Raw genomic sequence first — 12,381 nt, 5'->3', positions numbered from 1 at the left:
TGATGCTATCGAATCGGAAGGTGCTGGTTACTGGCGGGGCGGGCTTTATCGGCTCACAGCTGGTACAGACACTCACAGAGCAGGGTGCAAATGTTCTCGCGATTGACAATTGCTTCTCGGGATCGCCTTCACTCGTGCCAGACGACGCGCAGTTCGAGGAAGTTGATATTCGTGATGAGCAACTCCACGACATCGTCGCCGAGTTCCAGCCGGACGCGATCGTCCATCTGGTTGCGCTTCACTACATCCCATACTGTAACGCAAACCCCGAGGAAGCGTTCGAGGTGAACGTGATGGGGACGCGGAACCTCCTGGACGCGGCACGCGAACTCGACAGTCTCGAAACGATGGTGTTCACGTCTTCGGCGGCCGTCTATCCACCTCGCGAGGGGCCCAACAGCGAACGCTCAGAGACTGGCCCGACAGACATATATGGGGAGACAAAGCTCGTCGGTGAGGATCTGATGCGTCTGTTCCAGCAGGAGACGGGCGTTCCCACAGTGACTGCGCGCCTGTTCAACGTGTATGGACCGAACGAAACCAACGAGCACCTGATCCCGGCCGTGCTGACACAGGTTCGAAGCGGCGACCGTGAGATTGAACTCGGGAACCTCACGCCGAAACGCGATTTCATCCACGTCTCTGACGTGGTCGACGCACTCCTGACGCTCCTTACCGAGTTCGAGGACGGATACGCGGCGTACAACGTTGGAACTGGAACAGAGTGGTCAGTCCGTGAGGTCGTCGAGAAGACGAGCGCGGCACTCGGTGAAGAAATCGACATCGTGCAGGCTGACGACCGCGTCAGAGAGAGTGATCGCCCCCATCTGCAGGCAGACATCTCACGGATGCAGTCGGACTTCGGCTGGGAACCCGATGTCGAGTTCGTGGCGGGACTCAAAGCCCTTCTCCAGCAAGACGAGGAGGTGCTGGTCACGTGACGAACCGAAACATCGTCGCGGTAACGTACGACAGTCTCCGTGCGGATCACTGTGGATACATGGGCTACGAGCGGGACACGACACCCCATCTTGATCAGCTGGCGGACGAGGGTGTCGGGTTCACGAACGCCATCTCACCGGCCTCGCGAACGAATCCGTCGATGGCAGGTATCTTCACGGGTGAACCGATGGTCGCCAGAGGCCAGGTCGCGAATCCGGAACACGCCCGCCGTCATCTGTCACGGTATGGAACCCTCGCTGAATCCCTCTCACAGCGCGGCTACCAGACAGGTGCATTCAACCCGAACGCGTATGCCTCACGACATTACGGCTTCGATAGGGGCTTCGATTACTTCGAAGATTTCCTTTTTTCTACCGACCGTTATCAGGACGTGTTCCAGAAGCACCTCTCGGATTCTACGCTCTATACGCTCGTCCGGAATTTTCGGAACTATTTACGACGAGAAGAGGCATTCAAAACGTGGGACCGATACATTGACCAGATAGAAGACTGGGTCCACCAGCAGTCTGAGCCGTTTTTTCTCTGGGTGTTCTCACTCGATACGCACTTCCCACATCTCACTCCCCGCAAATACCGCAAGTGGAGTTCGCTTTTCGATCAGTACTACTATAACTGGCGCTGCAACCAGCTGATTGACGATATGGACCCAAATCTCTCGGAGAAAGAAGTCCAGAAAATCATCAATATATACGATGACTCGATCAGATTCGGTGATGTTCTCCTATATGAACTCCAGGAGCGACTCGCTGATTTTGATCCAGTCTATATCGTCTTTGGCGACCATGGGGAAGCCTTCGGCGAACGCGATATCTACGGCCACTTCTACCCGTCATTGTACGAGGAAAACATTCACGTGCCACTCGTCGTTTCCGAGCCCGTCACCGGAATCCAGGACCCGTCACAGCCGCTCTCACTCACACACATCCCGACAATATTAGAACAGTTCTCGGGCGGCGACGCAGTTCCTGAACTCGGAGAATGGGCAATCGCTTCAGACTACGACGGGCGCAACGATCGTAATTTGATTGCCGTCAGGACGGCTGCGGCAAAACAAATCGCTACCTGGGAAGATGGGCAGCGCACACGTCAGGAGACATATGACCTACAGGGAAAAACAATTGAAGGGTTACCGAAATCAGAAAATAGCCCGGTAGGCGAATGCTTGGAATCAGTCATTCAACGACGGCATACTCACGAAAAAGAACTACAATTGATTCAGTCGAAGGCGACTGAATTAGTGTAGATCGTTGATGGTGCAAACGGTGCGGCGGATGTCACTAGATATTAGGTACCGGTAATCATACAATGCTGTCAGCATATAATAAAATATCAATGGTCTCCGCTCGCATCGCCGGGAGTCTCTTTCTGCTCGCACTGCTCGCCTGCGTAACGCCGGTTGCAGCCAGCGCGGCCCAGACAGCTGGCTTCGAAGGAGTGAATGTGACGGCAACCGCCGACGCAGACGCCGATGGACATATTTCTGCCGGTGTCCTAACTATTGATCTGGGCACAAACTGCGCAGCGTGCTCCCAATCTGCTGGGTCGCTAACTAACGCAGGGGGAGGGGTTGTCGTCAAGGTGAATACCACTGCCGGGGGAGCGGTCTGGCTGCGTCCATCTCAACCCACCAATGAAACTATTCATCTGAACCTGGTCAAAATCGTGGACTTCACTGAGACAGAGCGCACAAACGTGACCGTCACACTTTACGACGACTCCACGGATGAGAGTGAACCCCTCGCGTCGGAAACGATCACTGTGAACGTCGAATCACCAGCCGCAGACCACGCACCGAACAGGACAGACGCAGAACCAATGACCGGATTGCCAGCTGCGGGGACATCACGCGCTACAGACCACTTTCGATTTGCATACAATAGAACGCAACCATGCGGATTACTCTGTCGTGATACCACTGGCCAGATTACCACAACCGACAATACAACCGCAGAAAACGTTTCTGTCAGGGTACGACTCCGGTCGGGTCGCTCCATTATCTGGTCGGGTTCTGAGCCGGTTGGAGTACTCACAGCTGGTGACACATATACTTCGACACAACGCATCAACCTCGGAACGCATGCGCTCAATACGATCGGTCAAAACGACGGCAGAGTCGCTCTCGTCGTTGAGATACGGTCAGACAAATGGCATGAAGTGATCACCTTTGGTCGGCAGCTTGGAATTTGACACTCGAAGTCAGGTCGGAAGCGTGGACGAGTCAAACGTATCCTGAGTGTAATGACCACGCTGACGTATCCGTGAGGGTTCGATGATCATGCCGACATTACGGTGCCAGAGTCGTTTTTTCTGGAAAACAGCGGTTGCGAAGTCAGGTCGGAGTAGGAGGACCACAAGTGGGTGGGGAAAACCACACCTCCAGCGAAGGTACCCTCACGCTTTAGCTGGATTTACCGCCATGATAGTGTCAATTATTTGAGTTGGCAATCGCGCTCAAAAAGAACGTCATAAAAAAGAACTGGATACCGAGTACCACGACTGTTAGTCCGAGCACGTCTGGACCAAACGACGATAGGGAGGTATAGCCGTGGGTGAGCCAGCGACTCAGCCGTAGGGCCGTGTATCCCACACCGATGCCAATCAGCGTGAGGCCAGCTGCTGCGCCGCGTTCGAGTGTGACGCGATTAATTATCATACTTGTGAGTGGATCTGACTGCTGACGGATAGGATCACTCGCGACTGTTGAGAACAGCCCGAAGCTGGCAACTTGGAATCCAACGAGCATCAGCAAGCTGCCAGCGATCATCGTTCGGACGCCGAACGACGCGCCGGCGATCGAGATGTCGAATATTGACAAGCCAGTAAACAGTAATCCGATGAGTCCAAATGCGATACCGGGCACGCTGAAGAGATAGCCGGGTGCGTTCAACAGCATGAACCGAACGTGACGCCACCCGTCGCGGAAACTATCCAGTGTCTCTTCGCCCTCGCGCTCGTGATACACGATGGGAACTTCCTCAATGCGCAACCCGCGTGCGCCAGCGTCCATGACCATTTCGCTGGCGAACTCCATGCCGTCACTTTCGAGATCCATCCGGTCCAAGGCGTCCCGCGTGAACACCCGAAAGCCACTGTGAGCGTCTGACACGCCGGCATCGTAGAATGTATTGAGGAACTTCGTCAGCAACGGGTTTCCGATATACTTATGCAACATAGGCATTGCGCCAGGCTTGATCTCCCCATCGAGCCGACTACCCATGACGATATCTGCCCTGTCTTCGAGAATCGGGTCAAGCAGCCGCGGAATCTGCTCGAAGTCGTATGTCGTGTCAGCATCGCCCATGACAATGTATTTGCCCCGCACGTGCTCGAACCCGTAGCGGTACGCGTATCCATAGCCTGGTTTATCAGGTTCGACGACGATTGCGCCCATTTCTCGGGCAATCTCCGGCGTTCGGTCCGTCGAGCTGTCGCTGATAATGACTTCAGTTGGGAGCCCCAACTCCATGACGGCGCGTTGAACACGCAGAATGCACTCTCCGATTCCTTCTTGTTCGTTGAGTGTCGGCATCACCACGCTCAAGACTGGCTGCTGATCACTATCAGCATCCAGTAACAGGTCTGATGAGGGATGTTGCTGGGTTGATGGGTGGTCCGTCTCGATCGACTCTGCCCGTTCAGGTTGACCTAGAGACTCATCTGTCGACATTAGTTAATGTGAATATTGTTTGTGCTGGAGGAGTTTTTGAAAACTAAGTGATTATTTAGCCCCTCTATAACATCTGGATTGAATCCAGTTGATTGGTCCAACAAACTTCGTCTGGTTTTCGGGTTTCCCACACCGCTTTCCATTGGGTCATACTGTCTATTCAACTCTAGGCACTTACTTATTTCTGTTAAAGAGATCATTAGGTACAACTATATTTGCTACAGCTATCAAAAGAATGAGGGTTCGCAGTTGGGCGAGAAGCCTCCGTCCTCAAGGAGCAACGCAGGCCGAAGGCCCAGTAGCGCAGTAGGGCGGAGATGAATCGCCCTGCAAGGATGCCTTACATTTAACTTGCTACAGGTGAATAATCAAGGTACGGCGCATGGATTACACCCATAAATACCGGTTGTTTCCTGACGGGGATCAGCGGGAGCAACTGGACTGGGTGCGTGATACCGTGCGGCAACTCTATAACCACATAGCCTATTACACGTGTTCGATTCATAGTGCGAAAGACCCTCAATTTTGCCGGTATCGATGTACGGATCCCATCATTGACGATCGAATATGTCCGCTCAAACCCGACTTGAATTGAACATGCAACGGGCTAAATAAGTATACCATAGCCCGTTGCACGGTTTCGAAGTAAATTCAGACTTGTCGGATAACCATCACTAACGGTTAGAATAGTCACTTTCACTAGATAGGAAGTCGGATCGATGGTATGGCAACCAAAGGATCCGACGGCCAGAACAAGTCCAGCTCAGAATATAAACGCACCGTTCGTAAGTACCTCCGAGAACACGGTGAGGTCGCATCCAAGGGTGAACTCCGCGCCGGCACCGACGTGCCGGCGTGGTACATCACCCAACTCGCCTCACAGGACACGTTCTACACCTCCCTGAACCACAACAGCGAATACGTCGCCAGCAAGCACGTTGTCGGCCACCGCTCTACTCACGACGGCTTCTGGCGTCCCGAGGTGGATGACGGCATCGCCGTCTTCCACCGCAAAGAAACCACCAAAGCCACCCTCAAACACCTCGCATTCACCCGTCCGTCCGGGCTCACTACCCCCGAAGCAAACGACTTGCTTGGTCGCCGCTGCTACCGGCCACTCCAGAAACTCGCCGAACAAGACGAAGTCCACGCCGCTGACCGGCGAGATACCACGGTCTATGTCCACAGCTGGCCGTCCCGACGGGACGACCAGCTGACCCAGCGGGAAACCGACCAGCCGACCGATATCACGCCAGACAATCCGGCTGAAGACGGCTACCTCTACCGCGACGAACTCGTTGCGACGTTCCTTTCGGTAGCAGTCTCACAAATCCAGTCCATCCCACCGGAACGGGCTGCTGCACTCGTATTGCGGCAGTTCGAGGGCGACTCGTTCGACGCCCTCGAACGCCGTCTCCGGCGCAACCACTCGTTCCGTGAGGCGCTGGAGTACACAGAGCCAGAGGATGTCCCCGACGGGACATCCCTCTGGCGGGCCTTCGACGATCTCCAACCGGAGGAACTCCGTAATTGCCTACAGTCGATGTGTGGCGAGTTGCTCGCCGATCACGAGCATGCTGGTGAATTCATCGTGATCGACGGCACGCATATCGCCGCCTGGGCGAATACGCGCGAAGAAATCGAAAACGGCGACGTTGAAGGTGCAAGCTGGGGCAAACACGAAGGTTCGTTCTACGGGTACAAGGTGTTTCTCGTCGTTGATGCCGCGAGTGAGTTGCCGGTCGCCATCACGATGGAGACCGGCAAGCGGAACGATACTGCGGCGTTTGAACCGCTGATCGAGGACTTCGAGGAACGGTATGGCACCGACGATCTTCAGGCCGCACTGGCCGATGCTGGCTTCGACAGCCAAGACAACCGCGAGTTCTGTCAAGAGGAGCTTGACTGTCCGCTTTTGACAGCGATCAATCCACGCAGATCGTCGTCTCTGAAGCAGATCAGAGACGACATCAAGGAGCTATTCAAGGAACGCGAGGATGAGTTCGACAGTCCGTACGAAGCACTGGAAGAACTTCCACAGCAGCTACTCTCGGACTACGGTGTTGAGGCTGGGAGCGTCGAGGAGACGTACATCTTCCAGGCGATCAAAGAGCGAATGCATCGACACCTGCGGGCAGGTGTCGAGCGGGTGTTCTCTCGATTGAAGTCGTTCACCGGTCTTGACCGCGTCCGCGCACGCAAGGAAGCCAACGTGGAGACACACGTCGTTCTGTCGGCAGTCGCACTGGTTGCAGCGTCACTGACCGCAAAACGCTACGACAAGCCAGGACTGATACGATCTCCAAGCCGACTCATTTGACTGGTCCGGGCAACCGGCCAGATAGCGCCGCCTGAGAGGCATCGCTCTCAGGCGGCTCGTATTCGTGATTGAATACTGACTGGTTGGGGTAGATAGTTGGGTTATTCAGGCGTATCTATCAGATTGTGCGTAACATATGTGGCCGACTCATCACCGCTGGGCCAGATTCAGGCTCAACTGTGCCCTCTGGCGAATTAATTTTGAACGTGCAACAGGGTACCACAGTCTGCACCGCTACAACCGGATTCCCGAAACGGCAGGCACGGTGAAACAGCGCGTCACGAAGGTCCGTGACGAGATTCCGGATCTGAAAGACTGGTGGACCGACCTCAACAACGTCTACTCGACAGTGCTTCAGCAAGCCGTCGAGCAGATCGCCACCAACATCGAAAATCTCGGCAAACTGAAAGAGAACGGCTACTCTGTCGGATCGTTGAACTGGAAGAGTCCCGACGAGTACCGGAGTTTCACGTATCGCCAGCGTGGTTTCGAACTCGATGAGAAGAGTGGCCCCAACGGACGTGGAACGCTGACGCTCAAGAAAGTGAACGGTGATAACATCGACGTTCCTATCCGACTTCACCGACCGCTCCCAGACGACACTGACGTGAAACACGTCACGGTGAAGAAAGACCGGACTGGTGCGTGGTACGCCTGTCTCAACGTCGAACAGAAAGCCCCCGAGAAACCCGATCCAGCAGAGATAGACACCGATGATACTGTCGGGATCGACCTGGGCATCCTCACGTACATCCACGATTCCGATGGACGGCAGATCAGCCGCCTCGACCTATCCGACGACCGTGAGCGCTTGGAGTGGGAGCAACGGACTCTCTCCCGGAAAGAACACCGGTCGAACAACTGGGAAAGTCAGCGCCGGACAGTGGCTGAAGTCCACAAGCGGATGCGGCAGAAGAAACTGGACTTCAAGCACAAACTTGCGGCGTTCTACACCAGCGAGTACGACGCCGTGTTCGTGGAAGACCTGAATGTGAAAGGGATGCTGGAAGGTAAGCGGAACGGGCGGAACACCCACGAAGTTGGGTGGCGAGACTTCATCACCATCCTCGAACACCACGGTCGAAAGCGTGGGTGTCACGTCGTGGAAGTTGGTCCGGAAGATACGACGAAAGAATGCAATCAGTGTGGTGTGAACACCGAGAAACCGCTGTGGGTGCGAGAGCACAGCTGTCCGAGTTGCGGGTTTGAAACCGACCGTGATTACAACGCCGCGTTGAACGTCTGGGAGCGTGGTCTGGAAAAGCTAGGAGTGGTTCACTCCGAAGCGACAACGCCTGCGGAGACTGCGACCGCTGTGGATACTGATGACTTCCGAGAGGTGTCTGCAAGTCGCGTCGTCGAAACAGGAAGCCCCTGCCTCAAGGAACCCGCGGTAGCGGGTGAGTAGGCAGGGGTAGTTCACGTCCCGGTGACCGGATGTCACGAGCGTCAGGCCGCAGAGGGGGTCATCTGGGTACGCGTCAGACAAAAGGGTCACAACCCTTGGTTAGAAAGAAACGGGAATGTGGCCGTGGGGGCACTTAGCCGTCGCGTATCTGTCATACGTCGCAATCGTGCGGTTGCGCGGGGATGAGCAACGATGGTGGCCATTGATCTCTGTCGTGCTCGGTAGCCAACTGCCTGATCTCGTCGACAAGCCGCTGGCGTGGACGTTCGCAGTGTTGCCGTCCGGCCGGTCATTAATGCACTCCTTATTCACGGCGCTGGCTGTTGTGGCAGTCACCTACTGGATCACTCGCCGTATCCAGCGCGAAGAGGTTGCTGTTACGCTGGGTGTCGGAATCGTGTCGCATAACTTGGTAGATCTCGGTCCAGATGTGGTAATCGGGTTGTTACAGGGTCAGTGGGGACAGATACAATGGACGACATACCTGCTATGGCCGCTGCTGGCTGCACCTCCGTACTCGAACGACAGTTCCTTCGCGCAACATTTCCTGGCGTTTACTCTGGACCCGTACGTATCATTTCAATTCGGGTTGTTCGTGGTCGCGATAGTTGTGTGGGTTAAATCAGGAACTCTTGGGATTGGAGCCGTTCAGCGTAGTGTTCGAGATCGTCTGGACAGTTGAGCTCCTAACCTCAGCCAGACCGAGAGGCCATTGACAAACCTCACCGTTCACTGCGAGCTAGCTGAATTCCCCGAAGAGTAATTAAAGAACGTACGATGCTCCCTGTACATTGTAGTAGGAAATAATTTCCTTCCACGGCCATCGTCCTGTAGCGGATCAACTATCAGTCACGTTGATCCACAGGTGTATCTCCCGATACGCGTTCTCCACGGACGGTGCAGCCGGCACTGAGCCGCGATAGAGGAGAAATGCAAGCCGGAGCCGTTGGCCGGGCATCGTCGGCTGGACCGCATACTCGCGCTGACAAGAATCGGTGTGTGCGAGCGTCGTCCCGGACCGCCGTAGACGCTGGGATTCGAGCACTGTCGTCGAGTTGTTCTGAACTTGCACCCGCTCTGACATCCTCCCACGGCTAACCAGTAGTTGCTGAAGTGGGAGAGAAGCGATTGTCGTCGCGGTCGTTGTCTCGATATGGTCGAGACAAGCGAGGCAAAACAGGTGAGTCGAGCGGCGTCGTCACTGCTGTTGCCGGAGCTTGAGTTCGATGTTGCGGACAACGGCACCTATCCGAGCGAGGACTTCCAGCGAGTCCTCGCTCGGATTGCCTTCGACAACGAGTTTGCCAACGCTGGCGCGAAAGCCTACCAACTCGCTCGTGGTGACGATGTAGATGTTGGAGCCGAGTCACGGAATCCACTAGCAAGAGCGCTGCTGTATCATCTTCGTGGACTTGACGCGGACGCGGTCGACGATCAGTTCGACCGCGTCCGCGATGCTGTCCTCGCCGAAGCAGCCCGCAACCGCCTGTTCACACGTCCCGTCGACGTTGCGATCGACGTTCACGACTGGCTGTACTACGGCGACACAGAGACACCGCACGTTTCACGGACTGATCCCGACCAGGGAACCGACTGTGCCTACAAATTCGCCACCATCTGTATTGTCGATCCGAGCGTCCGATTCACGCTTGGCTGGGTAGCGCTGGACGGCGATGATACCGACGAGTTGGCGGACGCACTCCGCCAACTCGTCTCCCAGGCGCGGGAGTACGTCGAGATCAATCGCGTCTACCTTGATCGCGGTTTCTACCGCGTCCATCTCGCGTTGACGCTCGAGGAACTGGGCGTCGAATTTGTGATGCGTGCGCCACAGACACGGAAAATACAGCGGTTCATCACCGACCACGACGACGACACATTCGTCACAGAGTACGAGATGGCGCGGTCGAACCCACCGACGGGCCGGACGACAGTCCGGCTCGTCGTCGTTCCGCATCGCTCCCGTGCGGACGATCACTTCTGCCTGGTCACCAACCGCGAGGTCACGCGTGACCTCGCTCAACCGCTGGCAGAAGCCTACCGCCGTCGGTGGGGCATCGAAACATCCTATCGAAAGGTCACGGAGTTTCTCCCGAGAACGTCGTCACCGACGTTCTCTGTTCGGCTATTCTACTTTCTGTTTGCCGTGGCACTCTACAATCTGTGGGTGGTGACGAACCTGCTACTCACATCGGATCGGGCGGTCGGGAGCACTCCCGTCCTCCCGACCGCCCTGTTCCGGCAGTTTCTCGGCCCAATTCCGGACGGATAGCGTGTCACTCGGCGGCTGACTCGGGTCGTCTGCCCGAGGCAGGACGCCGCTGGCTACTGGCGAGACTGCCAGAACAATCCTCGTCGGAGGTTCTTGGCCGGCAGTCAGCAACCGCTCTCCTCGGACGATAACGTCGATCGTGAATGAGCCTGAAGACACGACGCCTCTCCAACAGCTCTCGCGGTCGAATCAGCAACTACTGTAACGCCGTGGGGTTCCCCCACTGGGGGTTGAGCCCACGGATACGGAGAGGTTCGCAGGTTCCTCGTCACGGTGGACGATGACCTGCGTTTCGGGCTGTGCCAGTACAGCCCCCGCCTCGGACAGCGGTTTCGAGAACTTGCCCAAGGCTCGTTTGCCAATATTCAACGCACCGTTCTTGTCCGCATTGTCGTCCAGTCCACACTCGGGACACTCGAAGCGTCCCTGCGTCTCACGGATGCCCTCGCAGGCACAGCAGTTGCATGTCTGCGACGTGTCGTATTCTTCGACCAACTGCACGTCGATGCCTGCGTCGTGGGCTTTGTACTCGATGTAGTTGAGCAGGCGGGCGAACGGCATCTTGTGGGTCTTGTCGTTGACGTACCGCCCTTTGTCGTTGTCTTTGCGAATCCCACCGAGGTCGCCCACGACGATGACCGCGTTTCGCTTCTCAGCGTCCGCCACAATCTGGCGAGCAATCTTGTGGAGACGGTCGTCCACCTTCCGTGCTTCAGCGTCACCGATACGTTCCACCACCTGCTGCCCCTGTCGGGGTTTCGCCTTCCCGATGGACTTTCGCAACTGCTTGTAGTGTTCGCGGATACGACGGACTTCCTCCCCGTAGAAGGTGGTGTTGCGGTCGGAGAGGAACGCGCAGGTGGCGGCCCATCGTGCGCCCATGTCGATCGCCAGCACGTCGTCATACTCGTCGGCAACGGTCACAGACCGTTTGACGACGAGGTGGACGTACCAGTCACCGTCACGGCGCACCAGTTCGCTGTCCCGAACGTTGCCCTCATGGACGAGTTGTTCGTCCTTGTGCGGGACGTAGGCGGGACACCAGATGGAGTTGCCCCGTCCCCGCTCGGGGTCGTAGACGGGGACTTTCACCCACCACGACGAGAGAACGGTATCTTCGTCGTGAGCCGTGTCGAACACGTCGTTGCGAAGGACGACGGGTTGTTCGGTGTCGTGGTTCGGGTCTTTCTGTCGCTGGACTTTCGACGCCTGCTGGTCGGTCGCGGAGTAGAGGTTGGCGTCTCCGCCGTGAACCGCGGTCTGGAATGCCTTGTACTCACGGGCGAGCAGATCGGCTTTCCTGTTAGTCAGCGAGTGGAGTTTGACCCGCACCGTGGTCGAGACGGTCCGTTGCATCGTTATTCACCTGCTTGGGCGTCGATGTATTCCTCGATGACCTCACTGGATACGTCGCCCGCACTTGAGACGAAGTACGAGCGTGTGCACAGCGACGGCAGGCCGAAGTCGAACTCGTCGCGGAGGTGGCGCGAGGAGTAGCCCTTGACCTGTTGCATGATCTTGTTTGGGGCGAGCGGCGGGTCGCCCGTGATGAACAAGTGGACGTGGTCAGGACGAATCGCTAACTCCAGTATCTCTAACCCGAGTTCGTCGGCTTTCTCCTCGATGAGTTCTTCGAGACGGTCGCGTACCTCGCCGTCAAGCACCGATTTGCGGTACTTCGGGCACCAGATGAAGTGGTACTGGAGTTTGTGGACGGTGGTACGTTCCCTGTCGAACCCACGAGGCATCGT

Annotated in this window: 12 protein-coding genes; 8 read left to right on the top strand and 4 right to left on the bottom strand. The window is 56.4% G+C overall.

Annotated elements, in window-relative coordinates:
* Nucleotides 1–2: 2 nt before the first annotated feature.
* The 3 genes from MUG96_RS08540 to MUG96_RS24485 all read left to right on the top strand — a co-directional run bounded on the left by MUG96_RS08540 (nucleotide 3) and on the right by MUG96_RS24485 (nucleotide 3,150).
* Nucleotides 3–941: an NAD-dependent epimerase/dehydratase family protein gene (locus tag MUG96_RS08540; protein WP_246988349.1), complete on the top strand. Its 939-nt coding sequence runs from the start codon at nucleotides 3–5 to the stop codon at nucleotides 939–941.
* Nucleotides 938–2,206, top strand: a complete 1,269-nt coding sequence (locus MUG96_RS08535; RefSeq protein WP_256465440.1) for a sulfatase — start codon at nucleotides 938–940, stop codon at nucleotides 2,204–2,206. Before MUG96_RS08540 ends, MUG96_RS08535 begins: the two co-directional genes overlap by 4 nt.
* Before the next feature lie 62 nt (nucleotides 2,207–2,268).
* Nucleotides 2,269–3,150 (top strand): hypothetical protein, encoded by an 882-nt coding sequence (locus MUG96_RS24485; protein ID WP_505465475.1) that lies wholly within the window; start codon nucleotides 2,269–2,271, stop codon nucleotides 3,148–3,150.
* Between the two features lie 238 nt (nucleotides 3,151–3,388).
* On the opposite strand, the gene MUG96_RS08530 is transcribed toward MUG96_RS24485, so the two are convergent.
* Nucleotides 3,389–4,630 carry a glycosyltransferase family 2 protein gene (locus MUG96_RS08530; RefSeq protein WP_246988346.1) on the bottom strand — a complete coding sequence of 414 codons (1,242 nt, stop codon included), beginning with the start codon at nucleotides 4,628–4,630 and terminating at the stop codon, nucleotides 3,389–3,391.
* Between the two features lie 382 nt (nucleotides 4,631–5,012).
* Here MUG96_RS08530 and MUG96_RS24250 point away from each other — a divergent pair, with 382 nt between their 5' ends.
* From MUG96_RS24250 to MUG96_RS08515, 4 genes are all read left to right on the top strand, one after another.
* A complete protein-coding gene (locus MUG96_RS24250; RefSeq protein ID WP_373222096.1) occupies nucleotides 5,013–5,225 on the top strand; it encodes a helix-turn-helix domain-containing protein in 213 nt (70 codons plus the stop codon).
* A gap of 129 nt (nucleotides 5,226–5,354) precedes the next feature.
* Nucleotides 5,355–6,950, top strand: coding sequence for a transposase (locus MUG96_RS08525; protein WP_246988345.1), 1,596 nt, complete (start codon nucleotides 5,355–5,357; stop codon nucleotides 6,948–6,950).
* Between the two features lie 136 nt (nucleotides 6,951–7,086).
* A complete protein-coding gene (locus tag MUG96_RS08520) occupies nucleotides 7,087–8,358 on the top strand; it encodes an RNA-guided endonuclease InsQ/TnpB family protein (protein ID WP_373222095.1) in 1,272 nt (423 codons plus the stop codon).
* Between the two features lie 115 nt (nucleotides 8,359–8,473).
* Nucleotides 8,474–9,040: a metal-dependent hydrolase gene (locus tag MUG96_RS08515; protein ID WP_246988343.1), complete on the top strand. Its 567-nt coding sequence runs from the start codon at nucleotides 8,474–8,476 to the stop codon at nucleotides 9,038–9,040.
* A gap of 156 nt (nucleotides 9,041–9,196) precedes the next feature.
* Here MUG96_RS08515 and MUG96_RS08510 read toward each other — a convergent pair whose 3' ends face one another.
* Nucleotides 9,197–9,442, bottom strand: coding sequence for a DUF1616 domain-containing protein (locus MUG96_RS08510; protein ID WP_246988342.1), 246 nt, complete (start codon nucleotides 9,440–9,442; stop codon nucleotides 9,197–9,199).
* Between the two features lie 69 nt (nucleotides 9,443–9,511).
* Here MUG96_RS08510 and MUG96_RS08505 point away from each other — a divergent pair, with 69 nt between their 5' ends.
* Nucleotides 9,512–10,630 (top strand): transposase, encoded by a 1,119-nt coding sequence (locus tag MUG96_RS08505; RefSeq protein ID WP_246988341.1) that lies wholly within the window; start codon nucleotides 9,512–9,514, stop codon nucleotides 10,628–10,630.
* Between the two features lie 189 nt (nucleotides 10,631–10,819).
* Here the strand turns inward: MUG96_RS08505 and MUG96_RS08500 are convergent, their stop codons facing one another.
* Together MUG96_RS08500 and tnpA are read right to left on the bottom strand one after the other, a co-directional pair.
* Nucleotides 10,820–11,986 (bottom strand): RNA-guided endonuclease InsQ/TnpB family protein, encoded by a 1,167-nt coding sequence (locus MUG96_RS08500; protein ID WP_246988340.1) that lies wholly within the window; start codon nucleotides 11,984–11,986, stop codon nucleotides 10,820–10,822.
* A gap of 2 nt (nucleotides 11,987–11,988) precedes the next feature.
* A complete protein-coding gene (gene tnpA, locus MUG96_RS08495; protein ID WP_246988338.1) occupies nucleotides 11,989–12,378 on the bottom strand; it encodes an IS200/IS605 family transposase in 390 nt (129 codons plus the stop codon).
* Nucleotides 12,379–12,381: the final 3 nt, after the last annotated feature.

The organism is Halorientalis marina (assembly GCF_023028345.1).
GTDB lineage: Archaea > Halobacteriota > Halobacteria > Halobacteriales > Haloarculaceae > Halorientalis > Halorientalis marina.
This window is presented reverse-complemented; position numbering and strand designations above follow the sequence as displayed.

Excerpts from the sequence above, each read along its gene's own strand:
- MUG96_RS08540 (WP_246988349.1), top strand. The coding sequence starts at position 3 with ATGCTATCGAATCGGAAGGTGCTGGTTACTGGCGGGGCGGGCTTTATC.
- MUG96_RS24485 (WP_505465475.1), top strand. The coding sequence starts at position 2,269 with ATGCTGTCAGCATATAATAAAATATCAATGGTCTCCGCTCGCATCGCC.
- MUG96_RS08530 (WP_246988346.1), bottom strand. The coding sequence starts at position 4,630 with ATGTCGACAGATGAGTCTCTAGGTCAACCTGAACGGGCAGAGTCGATC.
- MUG96_RS24250 (WP_373222096.1), top strand. The coding sequence starts at position 5,013 with ATGGATTACACCCATAAATACCGGTTGTTTCCTGACGGGGATCAGCGG.
- MUG96_RS08525 (WP_246988345.1), top strand. The coding sequence starts at position 5,355 with ATGGCAACCAAAGGATCCGACGGCCAGAACAAGTCCAGCTCAGAATAT.
- MUG96_RS08520 (WP_373222095.1), top strand. The coding sequence starts at position 7,087 with ATGTGGCCGACTCATCACCGCTGGGCCAGATTCAGGCTCAACTGTGCC.
- MUG96_RS08515 (WP_246988343.1), top strand. The coding sequence starts at position 8,474 with ATGTGGCCGTGGGGGCACTTAGCCGTCGCGTATCTGTCATACGTCGCA.
- MUG96_RS08510 (WP_246988342.1), bottom strand. The coding sequence starts at position 9,442 with ATGTCAGAGCGGGTGCAAGTTCAGAACAACTCGACGACAGTGCTCGAA.
- MUG96_RS08505 (WP_246988341.1), top strand. The coding sequence starts at position 9,512 with ATGGTCGAGACAAGCGAGGCAAAACAGGTGAGTCGAGCGGCGTCGTCA.
- MUG96_RS08500 (WP_246988340.1), bottom strand. The coding sequence starts at position 11,986 with ATGCAACGGACCGTCTCGACCACGGTGCGGGTCAAACTCCACTCGCTG.
- tnpA (WP_246988338.1), bottom strand. The coding sequence starts at position 12,378 with ATGCCTCGTGGGTTCGACAGGGAACGTACCACCGTCCACAAACTCCAG.